Origin of the sequence: Niveispirillum sp. KHB5.9 (assembly GCF_048066115.1) — a bacterium.
Lineage (GTDB): Bacteria > Pseudomonadota > Alphaproteobacteria > Azospirillales > Azospirillaceae > Niveispirillum.
The window spans coordinates 123877-145027 of the sequence record NZ_JBLTYX010000005.1 but is presented as its reverse complement, the minus strand read 5'-3'; the positions used below and the strand labels follow the sequence as shown (position 1 = coordinate 145027).

Sequence of the window (21151 nt, the reverse complement as noted above, 5' to 3'; positions counted from 1 at the left end):
AAAGAAAAGGGGGCCTTGCGGCTCCCTATCCTTACTTGATCCTATTCGGCGCTCAGCCGTTCCGGTGCCGTAACGGGCACGGGCAGCCGGCTCAGCATCTCCTTCGGCACCACCTGCCAGAACTTGCCGCGTACCAGATCCCAATCGTTCAGCAGCTGGGCGGCCCAGCGGCTGCCCGTCTCGTCGATATGTTCCTGGATCAGGGACTTCAGCTGGTCCTCGTAATGCGGCACTTCCAGGCGCTGCCAGATGACGTTCTCCGGGTTCACGAATTGCGGGAACCCACCTTCCTCGTCATAGACATAGGCCATGCCGCCCGTCATACCGGCGCCGAAATTGTCGCCAACGCTGCCCAGGATCACGGCCAGACCGCCGGTCATGTATTCGCAGCCGTTGGAACCGCAGCCTTCGACCACGACCGTGGCGCCGGAATTGCGCACCGCGAACCGTTCACCCGCCTGGCCCGCAGCGAACAGCTTGCCCGCCGTGGCACCGTACAGCACCGTGTTGCCGATGATGGTGTTCTCGTTGGTCTTCAGCGGGCTGGCGGTCAGCGGACGGACAACGATGGTGCCGCCCGACAGGCCCTTGCCGACATAGTCGTTGGCATCGCCGAACACTTCCAGCTTCAGGCCCTGCACCGCGAAGGCGCCCAGCGACTGACCAGCCGACCCGCGCAGGCGGACGGTGGCGTGGCCGGGCTGCAGGCCCTTCATGCCGAACTTGCGGGTGATCATGCCCGACAGGGCGGTACCGATGGCGCGGTGGGTGTTCTGCGCATGGTACTGCATCTGCGTCTTCTCCCCATCCTCGAACAGGGCGCGGGCATCCTTGATCATCTGGGCGTCGAGGGTATCTGGAACCTCGTTGCGGCCCTCCAGCGTGCAGTAGCGGGCATATTCGCCCGGGTCGGCCACGGCCAGCAGCGGGTTCAGGTCCAGATCGTCCAGATGGGCCGCACCACGGCTGACCTGGTGCAGCAGGTCGGAACGGCCCACCACTTCGCGCAACTCACGGAAGCCCAGATTGGCCAGAATCTCGCGAACCTCTTCAGCGATGAAGCTGAACAGGTTGACGACCTTTTCCGGCGTGCCGGTGAACTTCTGGCGCAGCGCCTCGTCCTGCACACAGACACCGACGGGGCAGGTGTTGGAATGGCACTGGCGGACCATGATGCAGCCCATGGCGACCAGGGCCGCCGTGCCGATGCCGAATTCCTCCGCCCCCAGCATGGCGGCGATAACGATGTCGCGGCCGGTCTTCAGGCCGCCATCGGTACGCAGGGTGACGCGGTGGCGCAGACGGTTCAGCGTCAGCACCTGCTGCACTTCCGTCAGGCCCATTTCCCACGGCACGCCGGCATACTTGACCGAGGTCTGCGGCGACGCACCCGTGCCGCCATTATGGCCGGCCACCAGGATGATGTCGGCACCGGCCTTGGCAACACCCGCCGCAATCGTGCCGATGCCCGAGCGGGCCACCAGCTTCACGCAGACCTTGGCGGTCGGGTTGATCTGCTTCAGGTCATAGATCAGCTGCGCCAGATCTTCGATCGAATAGATGTCATGGTGCGGCGGCGGGCTGATCAGCATGACGCCCGGCGTGGAATGACGCAGCTTGGCGATCAGTTCGGTGACCTTGAAGCCGGGCAGCTGCCCACCCTCACCGGGCTTGGCGCCCTGGGCCACCTTGATCTCGATCTCGCGGCACTGGTTCAGATATTCCGCCGTCACGCCGAAGCGGCCGGACGCCACCTGCTTGATGGCGCTGTTCCAGTTGTCGCCATTGGCGTCGGGCTTGAAACGGTTCGGGTCCTCGCCACCCTCGCCGCTGACCGAGCGGGCGCCGATGCGGTTCATGGCGACGTTCAGCGTGCCATGCGCCTCCGGCGACAGCGCACCCAGCGACATGCCCGGCGTGATGAAACGCTTGCGCAAGCTGGTGATGCTTTCCACCTCGTCCACCGGCACCGACTTGGCCGCTGGCTTGAAATCCAGCAGGTCGCGTAGCGCGATGGGCGGACGCTTGTTCAGCGCTTCGGAATATTTCTTGAAGGTGGAGAAGCTGTCGGTGGCCACCGCCGTCTGCATCAGATGGATCAGGCCACCTTCCCAGGCATGGCGGTCGCCACCCTTGCGGAAGCGGTAGAAGCCACCCACCGGCAAGGCCACCACATCCTCATCAAACGCCAGCCGGTGCTGACCCAGCACCTCTTCCTGGATACCCAGCAGGCCCAGGCCGGAGATGCGGGACGGCAGGCCGGGGAAGTATTCGGCCGCCAGCGAACGCGACAGGCCGATGGCTTCGAAATTCAGGCCGCCACGGTAGGAGCTGATGATGGAGATGCCCATCTTGGACATGACCTTCAGCAGACCGTCATTGATGGCCTTCTTGTAGCGCTTCAGGCAGTCCTCCAGGCTCATCTGCCCGAACAGGCCACGGCGGTGGCGGTCGGCGATGGCTTCCTGGGCGATATAGGCGTTGACCGTGGTCGCCCCCACGCCGATCAGCACCGCGAAATAATGCACGTCCAGGCATTCGCCCGACCGGACATTGACGCTGGTGAAGGTGCGCAGCTGCTGACGGATCAGATGGGTATGGACGGCACCCGTGGCCAGGATCATCGGCATGGGCGCACGACCGGCCCCCATAGCCTCATCGGTCAGGATGACATGGGTGGCCCCGCCGCGCACGGCATCCTCCGCCTCCTGGCGGATGCGGCGCAGACCGTCACGCAGGGCATTGTCGCCGGCACTGACGTCGAAGGTGCAGTCGATCTCCGCCGCCGTCGTGCCCATGTATTTGCGCATGGCGCGGAACTCGGCACTGGTCAGCACGGGGCTTTCCAGCTGCAACAGGCGGCACTGGGTGGAATCCTCGTCCAGCACATTGCCCAGATTGCCCAGACGGGTCTTCAGCGACATGACGCGGGTTTCACGCAGGCTGTCGATGGGCGGGTTGGTGACCTGGGCGAAGTTCTGGCGAAAATAATGGTGCAGGCCGCGATACTTGTCCGACAGCACGGCGATGGGGCTGTCGTCACCCATCGACCCCACGGCCTCCTTGGCGTCGTCCACCATGGGCTGCAGGATCAGTTCCAGATCCTCCATGGTGATGCCATAGGCCAGCTGGCGGCGGCGCAGCTCGTCCTTGGACAGTTCCGCCGGCTCCACCGGGGCCTTCTTCACCAGATCGTCCAGGACGGTGATCTCACCGATCCAATTGCCATAGGGGCGCTGGGCGGCCAGGTTGTCCTTGATCTCACGGTCATGGAATAGCTTGCCCTCGACCAGGTCGACGGCGATCATCTGCCCCGGGCCCAGGCGGCCCTTCTCCACCACCTGCTGCTCGTTGATCTTGACCATGCCTGTCTCCGACCCGCCGATGATCAGGCCGTCGCCGGTGATGACATAGCGCAGCGGGCGCAGGCCGTTACGGTCCACGCCACCCACGACCCAGCGGCCGTCATAGATGGCCAAGGCGGCCGGGCCATCCCACGGCTCCATCACGGAGTTGGCGTAGCTGTACAGGTCACGGTGCGCCTGGGGCATCACCTCCTTGTTCGACCAGGCTTCCGGCACCAGCATGGTCTTGACCATGGGGGCGGAACGGCCGGCCTTCACCATCAGCTCGAACACGGCGTCCAGCGCACCGCTGTCCGACGAACCGACCTGGATGACGGGCTTCAGATCCTCGATATTGGCGCCGAAGACCTCATGATCCATGCGGGTCTCATGCGCCTTCATCCAGTTGACGTTGCCGCGCAGGGTATTGATCTCACCATTGTGGGCGAGCGTGCGGAACGGCTGGGCCAGCTGCCAGGTGGGGAAGGTGTTGGTCGAATAGCGCTGGTGATAGACCGCGAAATTGCTCTCGAACCGCTCGTCCAGCAGGTCGGGATAGAAGGCGGTCAGCTGTTCGGCCAGGAACATGCCCTTGTAGATGATGGAACGGGCCGAGAGCGTGCAGATATAGAAGCCGCCGATCTGCTCCCCCGCCACCGCCTTCTCGATACGGCGGCGCAGGATGTAGAGGTCACGCTCGAACTGTTCTTCGGCCACGCCCTTGGGGTTGCCGACCATGATCTGTTCGATCTCGGGCCGCGTGGCGTTGGCCTTCTCACCGATGATCGAGATATCGACGGGGACCTGGCGCCAGCCATAGATCGTATAGCCCCAGTTCAGGATCTCGGTTTCCACGATGGCGCGGCAGCGCTCCTGCGCCGACAGGTCGGTGCGCGGCAGGAAGACCTGGCCGACGGCGATCAGGCCCTTGGGCTCCGGATGGCCGGTGCGCACCACATGCTCGCGGAAGAAGGCCTGGGGCAGCTGCACATGGATGCCCGCACCGTCGCCGGTCTTGCCATCGGCATCGACCGCACCGCGATGCCAGAGTGCGCGCAGCGCCTCTACGGCCTTTTCCACCACCTCGCGCCGGGGCTTGCCGTCGATGGCGGCCACGAAGCCGACGCCGCAGGCGTCATGCTGCTCGGTATCGACGAAGGCGGTATTATCCAACAGGGCCTTGTTGGCGATGTATTCGGCCGCGAAAATCTCACCGGCGTGGATGTTGGCGTCGGTCATGGTCAGGCCCCTTGGCGTTCGGAAGTCAATGCATCGGCCACGGGCACAGGCGTGCCCACGGCATCGGTAATCTTGATGTGGTTTGGCTGGCCAGCGAACCGGTCCAGCCAGTCCCGGATGGCGGGATAGGGGGCGAGATCGAACCCGCCCTCCTCCGCCACATGGGTGTAGGCGTACAAGGCGATGTCGGCGATGGTGGCGCGCTGCCCAACGAACCAGTCGCGGCCCGTCAGGTGGCGTTCCATCATCCGCAGTGCCGCATGCCCGTTCTCGCGCTTCACGATCAGGGCATGGATGCGTTCCGGGTCCATGGCCACCTTGTGGGTGATCCAGAACCGGGCGGTGGCGATGTTGGGCTCGTGGCTGTACTGCTCCCAGAACAGCCATTGCAGGACCGCCGCCTTGTCGCGGCGATTGTCCGGCCAGAAGCCCGTATCCTCGGCCAGCCAGCGCAGGATGGCGTTGCTTTCGGCCAGGAAATCACCCGGCGCCAGCCGCAGCAGCGGGATGCGCCCGTTGGGATTGATGGCCAGAAAGGCATCCGTGCGCGTCGCGCCCTCATCGATATCCATCTCCACGCGCTCGAACGGCAGGCCGAGCTGCGTCAGCAGCCAGCGGCATTTGTAGCCGTTCCCGGAGGAGATGTTGTCGTAGAGGCGGAGCATTGTCTGGCTTTCAATTCCCGAATTTATCTAGGCAACTTGTATCGGATGGTTAACGAAGCGCCATTTCCCTTTGGAGGTTGCTCAACGATCACGTCACCGGGCTTCATCATCGATCGTAGCGCATGACAACAAACTGGCATGCGATGTCCTTGACCTGGATATCCGCCAATGAAGCGATGCAAGTCTCCAGAATTGATATCGACGCTTGGAGAACCATTTTGCGTAAACTCTGCCAATATCTTCTCGATATGGCTGACGAATTCCTGAGCTGTTGGCATTGTCGTCTCCCTCATGGATTTGAGAGTAGATTGCCAATTTTCCGCTAGAAGCGTACCTCGCTCACTCCGCCGCCACGGCCACCGGCTGGGCCGCGATCTTGGCCTGGATGTGGCGGTGGATGCCCTCGGCGGCGTCGCGGCCGTCCTTGATGCCCCACACCACCAGCGAAGCGCCGCGCACGATGTCGCCGGCGGCGAAGACGCCGTCCAGGTTGGTCATCATGGTGGCGTACTTCACCTGCACCGTGCCCCAGCGGCTGACCTTCAGTTCCGGCACGCCGAACAGGCTGGGGATCTCCTCCGGGTCGAAGCCCAGGGCCTTGATCACCAGATCGGCATCCATGGTGAAGTTGGAGCCTTCGATGGGCAACGGGGTCTGGCGGCCCGTGGCGTCGGCCACGCCCATGTGCATCTTGTAGGCCTTCACGCCGGTGACATGCGCGTCGCCGGCGAAGCCCTCCGGTGCCGTCTGCCAGACGAACTCCACGCCCTCTTCCTCGGCGTTCGCGGTTTCGCGCTGGCTGCCGGGCATGTTCTTCTTGTCACGGCGATAGACGCACTTCACCGACTTCGCACCCTGGCGGATGGCCGTGCGCACGCAATCCATGGCCGTGTCGCCGCCGCCGATGACGACGACATTCTTGCCCTTGGCGTTCAGCTTGCCCGTCTCGAAATCCAGGACCGTGTCACCCAGGCTCTTGCGGTTGCTGGCGGTCAGGTAATCCAGGGCGGCGACGATGCCGTCCAGACCGGAACCCGGCCCGCCCAGGTCGCGGGCCTTGTACACGCCGGTGGCGATCAGCACGGCATCATGTTCGGCGCGCAGCGTGCGCAGGTCGGTATTACGGCCGATCTCCACACCCAGATGGAACTTGACGCCACCTTCCTCCAGCAGTTTCCAGCGGCGGATGACGACATCCTTTTCCAGCTTGAAACCGGGGATGCCATACATCAGCAGGCCGCCGACGCGGTCATACCGGTCATAGACATGGACCTGGTAGCCCTTCTTGCGCAGCTGGTCGGCGGCGGCCAGACCGGCGGGGCCGGCGCCGATGATGGCGACCGACTGCGCCCGCTCCACGCGCGGCGTGATGGGCTTGACCCAGCCATTATCGAAGGCCGTGTCGGTGATGTACTTCTCCACAGCACCAATGGTCACCGTGCCGTGGGTCGACTGCTCGATCGTGCAGTTGCCTTCGCACAGGCGATCCTGCGGGCAGATGCGGCCGCAGATTTCCGGCAGGTTGTTGGTCGCCTGCGACAGCTCGTACGCCTCCTCCAGCCGCCCCTCGGCCGTCAGCTTCAGCCAGTCGGGGATGTTGTTGGAGACGGGGCAATGCACCTGGCAGAAGGGGATGCCGCATTGGGAGCAGCGGTTGGACTGCTCGACCGCGCCCTTGTCGGTGAAGCGGGCATAAATCTCGTTGAAATCCTGGCGGCGCAGCCCGGCATCGCGCTTTTCGGGCATGCGCTGGTCGGTGTGGACAAAGCCGAGCATCTTCTGCGTCGCCATGGAACCAATCCTTACATCTTCCGGGGCGGGGGCCCCGTCCTTGCCGCAGTGCGAAACGCGAAATGTTCCGCACCGTTGGAAACGGCGCCGACAGGTGGGTAATCCCCTTTCCCGAATGGCGCCGTCGATGTTCATATAAAGCGGAAAATTGGCCCGTTCCAGCAGTTTTTTAGCGATAGGTCAGTATAGCTGACCATTTTACCCTGCATGCTTACCTTGCATTTCCGCATAATACCCGTTGAGAGTCATTCGCAGGTGCGTTAATAGGTCCGAAATGGGACCATTGTGATTTCCAGCGAGGCAAACCGCCTGTTTCAGGGGCAGAATCGGCGCGGGGACACTCTGGGCACCACCGTTGCCGCTCTCACTACCGTCACTCCCGCGAAGGCCGGGGCTTAAGTGACAAGCGCTTTGCTCTACGATCTGGGCCCCGGCCTTCGCCGGGGTAACGGTAGAGATTGCTGAAATCCTCACAGCACTGACTTTCAGGGGAGGCAGCAAAGAGCAACCTTCCCAGCCCCCCACAAGCAAAACGCCCGGCAGGTTTCCCCGCCGGGCGTTTTTCAGTCAGTGCAGACGGAACAGGCTTACGCCAGTTCCTCCACCTTCTCCTCACGCCGCGAGCCCTTGGGCTCGGCATAGTCGAAGTCCAGCCCGTCGCCTTCCTTGTTCAGGATGACGCGCACGGCCCCGCCCTTCGACAGCTTGCCGAACAGCAGTTCCTCGGCCAGGGGCTTCTTCACGAACTCCTGGATGGTGCGGGCCAGCGGGCGCGCACCCATGACGGGATCGTAGCCCTTCTTGGCCAGCCAGGCGCGGGCACCGTCGGTCAGTTCGATGGTCACGCCGCGGTCGGTCAGCTGGGCTTCCAGCTCCATCACGAACTTGTCCACCACGCGGGCCACCACTTCCGGCCCCAGATTCGCGAACGGGATGATCGCGTCCAGGCGGTTGCGGAATTCCGGCGTGAAGGTCTTGTTGATGGCTTCCTGGTCCTCGCCCGACCGCACGCCGCTGCCGAAGCCGATGGCCGGCTTGGCCATGTCGGACGCGCCGGCATTGGTGGTCAGGATCAGGATGACGTTGCGGAAGTCGACGATCTTGCCGTTATGGTCGGTCAGCTTGCCATGATCCATCACCTGCAACAGGATGTTGTAGATGTCGGGATGCGCCTTCTCGATCTCGTCCAGCAGCAATACGCAATGCGGATGCTGGTCGATGGCATCGGTCAGCATGCCGCCCTGGTCGAAGCCGACATAGCCCGGGGGCGCGCCGATCAGGCGGCTGATCGTGTGCCGCTCCATATATTCCGACATGTCGAAGCGGATCAGCTCGATCCCCAGCGTGCGCGACAGCTGCTTGGCCACTTCCGTCTTGCCCACACCGGTGGGGCCGGAGAACAGGTAGTTGCCGATAGGCTTCTCCGGTTCGCGCAAGCCTGCCCGCGCCAGCTTGATCGCCGAGACCAGCGCCTCGATAGCGGTGTTCTGGCCGAAGACCATGGTCTTCAGGTCGCGTTCCAGGTTCAGCAGCACCTCACGGTCATCGCGGCTGACCGACTTGGGCGGGATGCGGGCGATCTTGGCGACCACCGCCTCCACATCCTTCTGGGTGATGGTCTTCTTGCGCTTGTTCTCCGGCAGCATGGTCTGCGCCGCCCCGACCTCGTCGATGACATCGATGGCCTTGTCGGGCAGCTTGCGGTCGCCGATATAGCGCGCCGACAGTTCCACGGCCGACCGGATGGCATCCTTGGTGTAGCGGACCTTGTGATGGGTCTCGTAATAGACCTTGATGCCTTCCAGGATCTTGATCGCATCCTCGATCGAGGGCTCGTTGACGTCGATCTTCTGGAAACGCCGCACCAGCGCCCGGTCCTTCTCGAAATAGGAGCGGTATTCCTTGTAGGTCGTGCTGCCGATGCAGCGCAGCGACCCGGAAGCCAGAGCCGGCTTCAGCAGGTTGGAAGCATCCATGGCCCCGCCGCTGGTGGCACCGGCACCGATCACCGTATGGATTTCATCGATGAACAGGATGGAGCCGTCCAACGCCTCCAGTTCGGAGACCACAGCCTTCAACCGTTCCTCAAAATCACCGCGATAACGCGTGCCGGCCAGCAGCGAGCCCATGTCGAGCGCGAAGATGGTCGCCTTCTTCAGGATCTCCGGCACCTCGCCATGGACGATGCGCCGCGCCAGCCCCTCGGCGATGGCGGTCTTGCCGACGCCGGGATCGCCGACATAGAGCGGGTTGTTCTTCGACCGGCGGCACAGAATCTGGATCGTGCGCTCCACCTCCTGATCGCGCCCGATCAGAGCGTCGATCTTGCCGGACAAAGCCTTCTTGTTCAGGTTGACGCAATAGGCCTCCAGCGCCTCCGTCCCCTTCTTCACCACCTTTTCGGCGTGCGCCTCCTCGTCGGCACCCGACACCCGCTTGGGTTCGGCGCGGCCCGGGGCCTTGGCGATGCCGTGGGAGATGTAGTTGACGGCGTCGAACCGGGTCATCTCCTGCTCCTGCAGGAAATAGACGGCATGGCTCTCGCGTTCGGAGAACAATGCTACCAGGACGTTGGCGCCCGTCACCTCTTCCCGGCCGGAGCTTTGCACATGGATGGCGGCGCGTTGCAGCACGCGCTGGAAGCCGGCCGTGGGCTTGGCGTCATCCTGGCGGGTGGTGACCAGATTGGACAGTTCCCCATCCAGATATTCGACCAGTTCGGTCTTCAGCTTGGCCACGTCGACGCCGCAGGCGCGCAGCACGGCCAGGGCGTCCTGGTCCTCGGTCAATGCCAGCAGCAGATGTTCCAGCGTCGCATACTCGTGACGCCGTTCGTTGGCGTTGGCCAGGGCCCGGTGGAGGGTCTGTTCGAGGTTCCGCGACAGCATAATGCGCTAATCCTTTTCCAGGGTGCACTGCAACGGGTGCTGATTCTGGCGGGCGAAGTCCATCACCTGGGACACCTTCGTTTCCGCCACTTCATAAGTGAACACGCCACAAACGCCGACGCCCCGCCGATGGACATGCAGCATGATCCGGGTCGCTTCATCACGGTTCTTGTTGAAGAAGCGTTCCAGCACATGCACGACGAACTCCATGGGGGTGTAGTCGTCGTTCAGCATCAGCACCTTGTACATGGCAGGCTTCTTCGTCTTCGGCTTGGCCTTTACGACCACGCCGGTGGACGGCCCCCCATTCCTGTGCTTGTCATCCTCAGCCATGGCGGTTAACGATCAATTGATGGGTCCCCTTTTCGCGCCCTTCGATCATATGAAATGATTGGCCCTGGTTGGAAGGGCGTATCTGCATTGCCGCAAAGGTTTTGAAGGATACTTGAAAAGGGATGGACGCGGGGCCAAGGGGCCCCATCGCCGAAGGGCATTGGCATATATCCTTAGGCGCGGCACGGCCTGCCGTGCCCGTCACCATCATGCCACTCGCCGCCAGCCCGCCCCGGCTGCTATAAGGCCGGCACCATCGGGCAGCAGGAACCTTGGAACGTGACCGACATCGCGCAATATCTGGACGCCATCCTTCTGGGCCTGCTGGAAGGGCTGACGGAATTCATCCCCGTCTCCTCCACCGGCCATCTGATCCTGCTGGGGGAGATGCTGGGCTTCAAGGGCCAGGCAGAGGATTTGTTCAAGGTGGTGATCCAGCTGGGCGCCATCCTGGCCATCCTGGTGGTCTATTTCGCCAAGCTGTGGGGCGTGCTGACCGGGCTGGCGCAGGGGCGCCAGCAGAGCGTGCGCTTCACGGTGGCCATCCTGCTGGCCTTCCTGCCGGCGGCTGTGATCGGCGTCTTTGCCCATTCCTATATCAAGGGCGTGCTGTTCAACCCGACCGTGGTGTCGGTGGCGCTGATCGTGGGCGGCATCGTCATCCTGCTGGCCGAACGGATGGTGCCGCAGCCGCGGCATTTCGCGGTGGAGGAATTCTCCCCCAAACTGTCGCTGTCCATCGGCTTCGCCCAGTGCCTAGCCATGATCCCCGGCGTGTCGCGGTCGGGGGCCACCATCATCGGCGCCCTGCTGATGGGGGTGGAGCGCAAGGCGGCGGCGGAGTTCAGCTTCTTCGTAGCCATCCCCACCATGCTGGGTGCCGCCACCTATGACCTGTACAAGAACCGCGAGGTTCTGCAATTCGACAATGTCGGGATGATCGCGGTGGGCTTCGCCACTGCCTTCCTGTCGGCCTTGCTGGTGGTGCGCTGGGTGGTGGGCTTCGTCAGCCGCCATGGCTTCGCGCCGTTCGCCTGGTACCGCATCGTCATCGGCAGCATCATGCTGGCCTGGCTGACCTTCTTCGCAGGCTGACCGATGGCCGACCGCCCCACCCTGTCGCTGAAGCCCAAGCCGGCCGCCCCCATTCCGGGCAAGGCCCGGCGCAAGCCGTTCCGCATTGGGGGCCTGCCGGCCGTGTCGGCCCTGTTCGACCGCGATCCCGACCGGGCGGAGAAACTGTGGTTCGATGAGCGGCTGAAACATGCGGCGGCCCCCTTCTGTGCAAGGCTGGCGGCGGCGCGCAAGCCGTTCCGGCTGGTGCCGGGAGAAGAGCTGGAAAAGATCGCCGGATCCGCCATGCATGGCGGCATCCTTGTCGAGGCGTCGCCCCGGCCGATCCTGAGTTTCAACCTGGATCTGGCCAAGGGCTGGGCGGCGGCGGGTACGCCGCTGCTGGTGCTGGACGGCGTGTCCAACCCGCACAATCTGGGCGCCATCGTGCGCACGGCGGCGTTTTTCGGGGTGGAACGCATCCTGATCTCCGACCATCCGGGCCAGGCGATGCCGTCGGAGGCAGCCTATCGCGTGGCCGAGGGCGGGTTCGAGCATCTGGACCTGCATCAGGTCACCGACTTCGCCGCGACGCTGAAGGCGCTGGGCGGGCTCTACCGCACCATCGGCACGGCGCTGGGCCCCTTCCCCGCCTTGTCCGACCTGTCGCGGCAGCCGGGGGGCAAGCCCGTCGCGGTGGTGATGGGCAATGAGGAACATGGCATGCCGCCCGACAGCCAGGCCGCCTGCACCGATCTGGTCACCATCGCCGGCAGCGGCCGGGTGCAGTCGCTGAACGTGTCGGCGACGACGGCCATCCTGGTGTTCCTGATGACGCGGGGGTGATTGGTACCGTAGGTCAGGTCGAGGCGGATGCCGAGCCCCTGACAGCATCGTTTGAAGCCTTTTCTGTCAGGGCTCGCTTCGCTCGACCTGACCTACGGATCATCCCGGCCGCAGCATCCCCCGGTACAGCCCCGGCTCCGACCCCTCGATGGGGATGGCGCCCACGGCCTTGACGTAGAATTCCACCGGCCCGGCCCCGCCGATCACCGCATAGGCATAGCCGGCCGCCGCCATGGCGCGCAGGCTGGCCAGCAACAGCGCCTTGCCCAGGCCCGTCCCCCGCGCCTCGACATCGACCCCCGTCGGCCCGAACAGACCGCGCGCCGTCACGTCGTGACAGGCGAAGCCCAGCAGGTTGCCGGCGGCCGACAGGGCGATATGGATACGGGCCGGACAGGCGGCCAGGGCAGTGGCCGCCTCCGCCCGCCAACCGGCGCCGAACCGTTCCTCGATCCAGGGCAGGATGGCCGGCGCCTCCGGCGCGATGGCCCGGCGCAGGGTGACGCCGGGCGGCAGCGCGTCCGGGCCGGGGGGAAGGGCGTAGAGCTTGACGAGCAGGTCCATGGCTCACCCCAGCGCCAGGCGCAGATTGTCACCCGCATCCAGCAACGCCGCCCGCGCCGCATCGGGCGCCAGCCCGCGCAGCAGCACCAGCGCCGCCGGCTTCAGCGCCCCGCCGCAATCGGCCAGGGCCTGCGCCGCCGTCCCCTCATCCGCACCCGTGATCTGGCGCAGGATGTCCAGGGCGCGGGCCTGCAGCTTCACATTATTGACCCGCAGGTTGACCATCAGGTTGCCATGCACCCCGCCCAGCCGCACCATCAGCGCCGTGGAGAACAGGTTCAGCAGCAGCTTCTGCGCCGTGCCGGCGGCAAGGCGGGTGGAACCGGCGATCACTTCCTCCCCGCTATCCACGAACAGCGGATATTCGACGGCCAGCAGCAGGGGCGATCCGTCATTGCTGGCGATGCCGATAGTCAGGGCCCCCGCCGCCCGCGCCACGTCCAGCGCGCCCACGGTGAAGGCGCTGCGCCCGCTGGCCGAGACACCGATGACGATGTCGGCAGAACCGGGGTTCAGCGCGCGCACGGCATCGGCCCCGGCATCGCCCGCATCCTCCACCGCCCCGTCGAAGCCCTGGCGCAGGTCGGAAATCCCGGCCAGCACCAGTTCGATCCGCGTCAGCGGAAAGCTGAACGTGCCCGGCAGTTCCAGCCCGTCCAGGGCCGCCAGCACGGCCGACGAACCGGCGCCGACATAGATCAGCCGCCCTTCGCTCCCGACGCGGGAGGCGGCGTCATCCACCGCGCGTGACAGCGCCGGCAAGGTCGCCAGACAGGCCGACACGGCCCGCCCCTGCCCGCCCCACAGCGCCTCCAGAATGTCGGGGGTGGACCAGAGGTCCAGTTCCCGGAAACGCTGGCCCACCTTTTCGGTCGCGGACATTTGAACGGCTCTGGTCTTGTTAATCTGTGAACAAACCATACCAGATGGATTTTCCATCGCCAAGCCGAGCGTGGGATATTGCCATCTGGTATTTATCTGGTATCGTACCTGTCAGCGGATGGATACAGACCAAGGCACCGGCATGAGCAATCCTCTGTTCCTGGGCATCGATGGCGGCGGCACACGCTGCCGGGCACGACTGGCGGATCATGCCGGCGTAACGCTGGGCGAGGGCATTGGCGGGGCCGCCAATATCCGCCTGGGCCTGGATGTCGCCTGGACCGCCATCATGGAAGCGGTGGACGGGGCCCTGGCACAGGCCGGGCTGACGCGCGAGGTGCTGTCCCGCACCCATATCGGCCTGGGTCTGGCCGGCATCACCGGCGTGGCCGACCAGCAGCGGGTGGCGGCCAGTGCGCCCGTACCTTTTGCCGGCATCCTGTCCGACACGGATGCCTTCACCGCCTGCCTGGGCGCCCATGCGGGAGCCGACGGGGCCATCCTGATTTCGGGAACCGGCAGTGCGGCGCAGATCATCATTGGCGGCCAGGGCCGGGGCATCGGCGGCTGGGGGTTCGAGGTATCGGACCTGGGCTCCGGCGCCGCGATGGGGCGGGATGCCGTGCGGGCCGCCTTGCTGGGCTATGATGGTCTGGGGCCGGAAACGGGCCTGACGCGGGCGGTGATGGAAAAGCTGGGCGGCGATCCGCCTGCCGTGGTCGCCTGGGTTGGGCCGGCGCGGCCGGGGGATTATGGGTCGCTGGCGCCGATGGTGCTGGAGCATGCGAGGCTGGGCGACGCGGTGGGGGAGCGACTGGTACGCGAGCAGGCGGACCATCTGGTCATGCATATCCGCCGGCTGCTGGAACTGGGCGCGCCCGGCATCTGCCTGATGGGCGGGCTGGGGCCGGTGCTGCTGGAATGGATGCCGCCTTGGGTCGGGGATGTACTGGTGGCGCCCAAGGGCGACGCTATGGCCGGCGGCGTACTGCTGGCCATGCGTGGGGTGGCGCGATGAGCGTGACCGAGCCCTTATATGACAGCACCGCCCTGTCGGCCGACAGCCCCCTGCCGCTCTATATGCAGTTGGCCCGGCATCTGAAGCGGCTGATCAGTGACGGCACCCTGGCGGAAGAAGATGCGCTGCCGGCCGAACGCGACCTGGCCGAGGGGTTCGCCGTCTCCCGCGTCACGGTGCGCAAGGCGGTGCAGGCGCTGGTGGATGAGGGGCTGCTGCATCAGCGCCCGCGCGCCGGCACCTTCGTGGCCAAGGCCCCACATGTCGAACAGCCCCTGTCGGCCCTGACCGGTTTCTCCGAAGACATGCGCTCTAGAGGCCTGGAGCCCTCGTCCCGCTGGCTGTCGCGCACCGTGGCGCCGGCCAGCCCGGAAGAGGCGATGGTGCTGGGCCTGGCGCTGGGGGAGAAGGTCAGCCGGCTCTGGCGCCTGCGCCTGGCGGATGAGGCGCCGATGGCCATTGAATTGTCGGTGGTGCCGGCCCGCATCCTGCCCGATCCGATGCAGGTGACGGGGTCGCTCTATGACGTGCTGCGCGGGCTGGGATACCCGCCGCATCGCGCGCTGCAGCGGCTGTCGGCCGGCCTGCTGAACCCGGATCAGGCCGGCATCCTGCATGTGCCCGAAGGCACACCGGCCTTGTTCATCGAACGGCGCAGCTTCCTGGAAAACGGCCGGCCGCTGGAGTTCGTCCGCAGCCAGTACCGGGGCGATGCCTATGACTTCATCGTGGAGCTGAACCTGTCCACCGGCGGTTCGGCCCAAACCAGCGAGACAGGATCATGAGTCTTTCCAAGCCCGACAGCACCAGCACCAAGATGGCCGTGGAAGCGGCGGAGAGTGCGGCGGCCGTGCAGCACCAGATCGACCGCTGCGGCCCCCTGTTCAAGGCGCTGGGCGCCAAGCTGCGCGCACTGAACCCCGCCCTGGTCGTCACCTGCGCACGCGGCAGTTCCGACCATGCCGCCACCTATGGCAAGTACCTGATCGAAACCCATCTGGGCCTGCCGGTGGCATCGGTAGGCCCCTCGGTCGTGTCGCTGTACAATACCGACCTGAAGGTGCAGGGCGCCCTGTTCGTGGCCGTGTCGCAGAGCGGGCGCAGCCCGGACCTGCTGCGTCTGGCGGCGGCGGCGAAGAAGGGCGGGGCCTATGTCGTGGCCTTCGTCAATGACGAGACCTCTCCCCTGGCAGAGGCCGCCGACCTGTTCATCCCGCTCTGTGCCGGGCCGGAGATCAGTGTCGCCGCCACCAAATCCTACCTGACCGCCTGCTTCGCCTTCCTGTCCATGGTGGCGGAATGGAAGGGCGACGACGCCCTGCGCCGGACGGCGCTACAGGCCCCGGCGGCCCTGTCGGCGGCGGCGGCGCTGGACTGGACGCCCGCCCTGCTGAGCCTGACCGACAAGTCCGGCCTCTATGTCATCGGTCGCGGCGTCGGCACGGGGGCGATCATGGAAATGGCGCTGAAATGCAAGGAGACCTGCCGCCTGCATGCGGAGGCGTTCAGTGCGGCGGAAGTCATCCATGGCCCCCTGGCCCTGGTCGGACCCGACTTCCCCGTGCTGGCCATCAACCAGGATGACGCGACGGCCGAGGCCACACGCGCCGCCATCACCCGCTGCGTATCGCTGGGCGCTCCGGTATTCAGCAGCGATGACAGCGTGCCGGGCGTGATCCCCCTGCCATCCGTGCCGGCGCTCGCCCCGGAACTGGCACCACTGGCCGCCGTGCAAAGCTTCTACATGGCCATCCATACGGTGTCGCGCCGCCGGGGCCTGGACCCCGACGTGCCGGCCAATCTGCGCAAGGTGACGGAGACGGTGTGATGACGGGAACCCTGCTGACCGGTGCCCGTGTCTTCACGGGCACGCGCACCATCGATGCCGATATCCTGATCCGGGGCGACAAGGTCGATGCCGTGCTGCCACCCGGCAGCGCCGCCCCGGCGGGTGCCGCCACACGGCGGCTGGCAGCCGACATGCTGCTGGCCCCCGGCTTCATCGATACCCAGGTCAATGGTGGCGGCGGGGTCCTGTTCAACGATACGCCCACACCGGAGGCCGCCCTGGCCATCGCGGCCGCCCATCGCCGCTTCGGCACCACGGCACTCCTGCCCACCTTCATCACCGATGCGGTGGAGGGAATGCGGGCGGCGGCCCTGGCGGCGGCGGAAGCCAGCATTGTCAAGGGTGGCGGCGTCATCGGTGTGCATCTGGAAGGCCCGTTCCTGACGCCGGAACGGCGCGGGGTGCATAACCTCGCCCATGTCCGTATGGCGACCGAGACCGACCTGGATTTCCTGGAAGGGCTGCCCGCCCGGTTCGGCGGTGATGCGCGCGTGCTGTTGTCCCTGGCGCCCGACCGGGTGGAGCCGGCGGCGGTTTCGCGGCTGGTGAAGGCCGGCCTGATCATCGCGGGGGGCCATTCCGCCGCGACCTACGCCCAGACCATGGCGGCTTTGGATGCCGGCATGTCCGGCTTCACCCACCTGTTCAACGCCATGCCGCCGCTGGCCAACCGGGAGCCGGGGATCGCCGGGGCAGCCCTGTCGGCCCGTGACGCGATCTGCGGCATCATCGTCGACGGAGTACATGTGCATCCCGCCATGCTGAGCCTGGCGCTGGCGGCCAAGGGGCCGGGCGGGTTGATGCTGGTCACCGACGCCATGCCGCCCACCGGCACGGATGTGACCAGCTTCCCGCTTTACGGCCAGACCATCCATCGCCACGACGGCCGGCTGGTCACCGATGACGGCACCCTGGCGGGGGCGGATATCGACATGGCCCAGGCGGTGCGCAATGCCATCGCCCTGATGGGTGTGGATGTGGAGGAGGCGCTGCGCATGGCCGCACTCTATCCCGCGCGCTTCCTGCGCCTGGACGACCGGCTGGGCCGTATCCAGGGCGGGTACCGGGCCGATCTGGTGCTGCTGGACAAGGATCTGCATGTGGCCGGCACCTGGGTTGCCGGGCAATGGCGGGATGCCAGGGATTGAAACCACCAACAGGGAGCACAAGGGGCATGACAAAGCGTCGTTATACCGCCGCGGAGGTGGAGCAGAAGCTGGTGCTGGCCGATGCGCTGCTGAACGAGGGCTACAAGATCGTAGATATCGCCCGCGAGTTGGGCGTGACCCGCGTCACCTATTACCGCTGGCGCCAGGATCAGGCGGGCGAGAAGCCGGCCATGGTCCGCCGCCTGGAACAGCTTGAGCGCGAGAATGCCGATCTGCGCCGCCGGCTGGCCGACCTGCTGCGGGCGGACTATCGGGCCGAGGCGGCGGTGGCGGCCTGACCCCTTACCCCGCCGTCTGCTTTTTGGCCAGACGCGGTTCCCCGAACAGGTAGCCCTGGCCGAAATCGATATAGAGGTCCAGCAGCTCCAGCAACTGCGCCTCCGTCTCGATCTTCTCCACGATCAGGTCGATATTGTTGCTGTCCAGTTGCTGGCGCAGTTCGCGCACCTCGCGCGGGTCGGCAAAACGGCTGTCGGGGTCCAGCAGGCGGGCGGCGTCCAGCTTTACGAAGCGGATCTCGTGCCGCGCCAGCTCGTTCCAATCCAGATCCAGGCTGAACACCTGATCCATGGAGAAATGGAAGCCCAGCCGCCGCAACCCATCCAGGAAGCCGGTGGCGAACAGGCCGCCCTGCATCAGGTCGTCCTGGGAGAGTTCGAACACCAGCTTGGTCGCCAGATTGGGGTTCTGGCCCATATAGGTGACGAATTCCCGCATGAAGGCGGCGTCGTTCAGGGTGGCGGCGGAGATGTTACAGAAGAAGCCGACATTCTGGTGCCGCTTCTCCGTCTCGCGCAGCAGCTGGATGCAACGGAACAGCAGCAGATTGTCGATGGTGGCGATCAGGCCGGCTTCCGCCGCCACGCCCAGATATTGCTCCGGCAGCAGATAACGCGGCTTGCCCTCGGCGTCCACCCCCGCCCGGATGCGGGAGAACAGCTCGTAATAGCGGTGCCGGCGCTGCGGCAGGCTGACCACGGGCTGGAGGAAGATATCGACATGGTCGGTGCGCAGCGCCTCGCGCACATGGTCCAGGATGGCTTCCGTATCCGCCGGCGGGGCCGGATAGGCCGTCAGCGGCCGGGGGGCGAACAGGGGGCCGGCATCGGCACCGGTGGCGGGTACGGCGCGCGGCGCGGCCGGCAGCCGGTCGGCCAGCCGTTCCAGCACACGCGCCTCCGACAGTACGGCCGCCACCTCCGGCGGGTCGTTGGGCAGGGCGCCGGGCTGGCCGCGCAACGCCCCCAGTTCCAGCCGCATCTCCTCCAGCCCCGCCTCCAGCTCCCAGATGCGGGCCTCCAGCCGGTTGCGTTCGTCCTGGCGGGACCAGAATTCATGCAGCAGCCCGCCGAAGGTCAGGATGGCGACCCCGAACAGCAGCGCCGTATGCCCATCCATGCCGCCCACCGACAAGGGCAGGGTCAGCGCCACGACCAGGGCCAGCACGACATAGACGGCAGCGAACACCAGATGGCGGAACCAGTGCATCAACAACCCTTCCTCACCCTTTGCGGTGCGCGGCCCCCACGGCGTCGGCCACGCGGACATAGCCATCCTCGGCCAGCCGCTGTGCCAGTTCGGCCTTGATCCTGCCCACCAGCCCCGGCCCTTGATAGGCCAGTGCCGAATAGAGCTGCACCAGACTGGCGCCTGCGCGGATCTTGGCATAGGCGTCGGCGCCGGATGAAACCCCACCCACACCGACCAGCGGCAGCTTGCCGGCCAGCAGCTGGTAGAATTCGCCCAGCACCTTGGTCGACGGTTCCAGCAGCGGCCGACCCGACAGGCCGCCGGCTTCCGCCGCCAGGGCCGGCGGAATGGCGGCGGGACGGGCCAGCGTGGTGTTGGACACGATCAACCCGTCGATGCCGCTTTCCAGCACCACGGCGGCGATGTCGCCCTTGTCCTCGTCCGTCAGGTCGGGCGCCACCTTCAGCAGCAAAGGCGGCTTCACGCCTGTCTCCGCCCGTGCAGCCAGGCATTGGCCCAGCAGGTCGGCCAGCGCGTCGCGTGATTGCAAGGTGCGCAGCCCCGGCGTGTTGGGGGAAGAGACGTTGACCACAAGATATCTGGCCAGATGCGCCACCCGGCGGATGCAGGTGGTGTAATCGCTGGCCGCGTCCACCGTGTCCTTGTTCTTGCCGACATTGGCACCGACGATGCCGGGCCGCCCGGCCCGCGCCAGCAGGCGCCTGGCATATTCGTCCAGGCCCTGGTTGTTGAAGCCGAAACGGTTGATCACCGCCTGGGCCGTGGGCACCCGGAACAGGCGCGGCTTGGGGTTGCCATCCTGCGGCCGGGGCGTGACCGTACCGCATTCGGTGAAGCCGAAACCCAGCTTCAGCATGGCGTCCGGCACCTCGGCATTCTTGTCGAAGCCGGCGGCCAGACCGATGGGGTTGGAAAAATCCAGACCGAAGACGCGCGTGGCCAGGATGTCCGGGTCGCGGCGCGAGCCGCCGGGCACCAGCCCGGTCTTCAGCGCCGCGATGGTCAGGTTGTGCGCCTGTTCGGCATCCATGGCCATCAGGATGGGGCGCGCCAGCGGATAGAAATCGACCATCAGACCCCCTCCCCCGCCACATGGGCCGGCATGATGTGCAACCCGTCATCGCCCAGCGGCAGCGGGTCGACCCGGATGACGGCATACGCCAGCACCGGGCCATAGAGATGCGGGAACAGCTGCCCGCCGCGCGACGCCTCCCATTTCAGGGCTTCGCCACACTTGTCGGGATCGACGGTCAGCAGCAAGAGGCCCGTCTGGCCCGTGCGGTGCCGGGCGGCACTTTCCGGCAGCTGCGCGCCCGTGGAGAAATGGATGAAGCCGTCGGCCCGGTCCTGGGAGGAACCGTCATAGCGGCCGTTGGCCTGGGCCGCCTGCCATTCATCGGCGCGGCACATATGGAAGATCGGGGATGCCATGGTCTTCATGTGAAAAGACAAGGGAAGGACGCCACCCTAATCCGAAAGTGGAGCGACCGCCAGCGTGGCCATGCCCCGTGAAAGGGATGCAAGTGTCGCGCGAATATTCATGGATGAATGTGAATCCTGCAGTAATGATAGGAACTATACGTCTGCACAGTAGTGAAGATGCCGGCCTTGCGCTAATAGTCGATCATCCACAGGGCGGGGCGGTGTTGCGACCACCGGACCGGCCTAGCCAAGGGTCAGGAGCAACCATCATGAAGGACGCGGCCCGCATATTCCACGACGTCAGCGAAACCATGCTCAGCGAGCGGATGCGCTTTGCTTTGAACGAGGTGGAGCAGATGGGCATCCGCGGTCTGACGGCTGTTCCCGTCAAGCCGACACAGGAGATGCTGACGGCCGGCGCCCGCGCCGGTGGCATCAGCATCGAGGCTGTGATGGCTGTTTACACGGCCATGTTGAAGGCAGCGGATTGACCTCCGCTTCTGCAACCTGGTCTTCATCTCTGCTTTGCTTCTCTTCTTTGTTCCCAGAGGAAACTTGATGCCGTTCTTCCATCCCCGTGGAAGGACGGCATTTTCT

The 21151-nt window shown here is 65.6% G+C and carries 18 protein-coding genes; 8 read left to right on the top strand and 10 right to left on the bottom strand.

What is annotated here, in order from left to right; genetic code table 11:
* Positions 1 to 41: 41 nt before the first annotated feature.
* From gltB to clpS, 5 genes are all read right to left on the bottom strand, one after another.
* Positions 42 to 4583 carry a glutamate synthase large subunit gene (gltB, locus tag ACM9HJ_RS11405; protein ID WP_416571848.1) on the bottom strand — a complete coding sequence of 1514 codons (4542 nt, stop codon included), beginning with the start codon at positions 4581 to 4583 and terminating at the stop codon, positions 42 to 44.
* 2 nt (positions 4584 to 4585) lie between these two features.
* Positions 4586 to 5248, bottom strand: a complete 663-nt coding sequence (locus ACM9HJ_RS11400) for a glutathione S-transferase family protein (protein ID WP_416571847.1) — start codon at positions 5246 to 5248, stop codon at positions 4586 to 4588.
* Between the two features lie 339 nt (positions 5249 to 5587).
* Entirely contained in the window at positions 5588 to 7039 is a 1452-nt protein-coding gene (locus tag ACM9HJ_RS11395; RefSeq protein WP_416571846.1) for an NAD(P)-dependent oxidoreductase, read from the bottom strand.
* A 587-nt stretch (positions 7040 to 7626) separates the two neighbouring features.
* Positions 7627 to 9927: an ATP-dependent Clp protease ATP-binding subunit ClpA gene (clpA, locus tag ACM9HJ_RS11390; RefSeq protein ID WP_416571845.1), complete on the bottom strand. Its 2301-nt coding sequence runs from the start codon at positions 9925 to 9927 to the stop codon at positions 7627 to 7629.
* 6 nt (positions 9928 to 9933) lie between these two features.
* Positions 9934 to 10260 carry an ATP-dependent Clp protease adapter ClpS gene (gene clpS, locus ACM9HJ_RS11385; protein ID WP_416571844.1) on the bottom strand — a complete coding sequence of 109 codons (327 nt, stop codon included), beginning with the start codon at positions 10258 to 10260 and terminating at the stop codon, positions 9934 to 9936.
* A 279-nt stretch (positions 10261 to 10539) separates the two neighbouring features.
* On the opposite strand from clpS, the gene ACM9HJ_RS11380 reads away from it, so the two are divergent.
* Both ACM9HJ_RS11380 and ACM9HJ_RS11375 read left to right on the top strand, forming a co-directional pair.
* Positions 10540 to 11355, top strand: a complete 816-nt coding sequence (locus ACM9HJ_RS11380) for an undecaprenyl-diphosphate phosphatase (protein ID WP_416571843.1) — start codon at positions 10540 to 10542, stop codon at positions 11353 to 11355.
* A gap of 3 nt (positions 11356 to 11358) precedes the next feature.
* Positions 11359 to 12159 (top strand): TrmH family RNA methyltransferase, encoded by an 801-nt coding sequence (locus ACM9HJ_RS11375; RefSeq protein WP_416571842.1) that lies wholly within the window; start codon positions 11359 to 11361, stop codon positions 12157 to 12159.
* 99 nt (positions 12160 to 12258) lie between these two features.
* Here ACM9HJ_RS11375 and ACM9HJ_RS11370 read toward each other — a convergent pair whose 3' ends face one another.
* Together ACM9HJ_RS11370 and ACM9HJ_RS11365 are read right to left on the bottom strand one after the other, a co-directional pair.
* The gene (locus ACM9HJ_RS11370; protein ID WP_416571841.1) at positions 12259 to 12723 is read right to left on the bottom strand and encodes a GNAT family N-acetyltransferase; all 465 of its coding nucleotides are present in this window, start codon (positions 12721 to 12723) and stop codon (positions 12259 to 12261) included.
* Between the two features lie 3 nt (positions 12724 to 12726).
* Positions 12727 to 13605 carry an N-acetylmuramic acid 6-phosphate etherase gene (locus tag ACM9HJ_RS11365; protein ID WP_416571840.1) on the bottom strand — a complete coding sequence of 293 codons (879 nt, stop codon included), beginning with the start codon at positions 13603 to 13605 and terminating at the stop codon, positions 12727 to 12729.
* A 142-nt stretch (positions 13606 to 13747) separates the two neighbouring features.
* Between ACM9HJ_RS11365 and ACM9HJ_RS11360 the strand changes: the two genes are divergently transcribed.
* Genes ACM9HJ_RS11360 through ACM9HJ_RS11340 form a run of 5 tightly spaced genes read left to right on the top strand, consistent with a single transcriptional unit; the run spans position 13748 to position 17919 of the window.
* Positions 13748 to 14623 (top strand): BadF/BadG/BcrA/BcrD ATPase family protein, encoded by an 876-nt coding sequence (locus tag ACM9HJ_RS11360; RefSeq protein ID WP_416571839.1) that lies wholly within the window; start codon positions 13748 to 13750, stop codon positions 14621 to 14623.
* Positions 14620 to 15408, top strand: coding sequence for a GntR family transcriptional regulator (locus ACM9HJ_RS11355; protein ID WP_416571838.1), 789 nt, complete (start codon positions 14620 to 14622; stop codon positions 15406 to 15408). The genes ACM9HJ_RS11360 and ACM9HJ_RS11355 overlap by 4 nt, the downstream gene beginning before the upstream one ends.
* Entirely contained in the window at positions 15405 to 16451 is a 1047-nt protein-coding gene (locus ACM9HJ_RS11350; protein ID WP_416571837.1) for an SIS domain-containing protein, read from the top strand. The genes ACM9HJ_RS11355 and ACM9HJ_RS11350 overlap by 4 nt, the downstream gene beginning before the upstream one ends.
* The gene (gene nagA / locus ACM9HJ_RS11345; protein WP_416571836.1) at positions 16451 to 17620 is read left to right on the top strand and encodes an N-acetylglucosamine-6-phosphate deacetylase; all 1170 of its coding nucleotides are present in this window, start codon (positions 16451 to 16453) and stop codon (positions 17618 to 17620) included. The genes ACM9HJ_RS11350 and nagA overlap by 1 nt, the downstream gene beginning before the upstream one ends.
* A gap of 26 nt (positions 17621 to 17646) precedes the next feature.
* Positions 17647 to 17919, top strand: coding sequence for a transposase (locus ACM9HJ_RS11340; RefSeq protein ID WP_416571835.1), 273 nt, complete (start codon positions 17647 to 17649; stop codon positions 17917 to 17919).
* Positions 17920 to 17923: 4 nt separating this feature from the next.
* Here ACM9HJ_RS11340 and ACM9HJ_RS11335 read toward each other — a convergent pair whose 3' ends face one another.
* From ACM9HJ_RS11335 to ACM9HJ_RS11325, 3 genes are read right to left on the bottom strand one after another with little or no spacing between them, the layout of a single operon-like run.
* A complete protein-coding gene (locus ACM9HJ_RS11335; protein WP_416571834.1) occupies positions 17924 to 19129 on the bottom strand; it encodes an EAL domain-containing protein in 1206 nt (401 codons plus the stop codon).
* A 13-nt stretch (positions 19130 to 19142) separates the two neighbouring features.
* The gene (locus ACM9HJ_RS11330; protein WP_416571833.1) at positions 19143 to 20204 is read right to left on the bottom strand and encodes a quinone-dependent dihydroorotate dehydrogenase; all 1062 of its coding nucleotides are present in this window, start codon (positions 20202 to 20204) and stop codon (positions 19143 to 19145) included.
* Complete coding sequence (locus tag ACM9HJ_RS11325; RefSeq protein ID WP_416571832.1) at positions 20204 to 20563, bottom strand: DUF952 domain-containing protein; 360 nt, start codon at positions 20561 to 20563, stop codon at positions 20204 to 20206. Before ACM9HJ_RS11325 ends, ACM9HJ_RS11330 begins: the two co-directional genes overlap by 1 nt.
* A 260-nt stretch (positions 20564 to 20823) precedes the next feature.
* On the opposite strand from ACM9HJ_RS11325, the gene ACM9HJ_RS11320 reads away from it, so the two are divergent.
* Entirely contained in the window at positions 20824 to 21045 is a 222-nt protein-coding gene (locus ACM9HJ_RS11320; RefSeq protein WP_416571831.1) for a hypothetical protein, read from the top strand.
* The last annotated feature ends 106 nt before the right edge of the window (positions 21046 to 21151 follow it).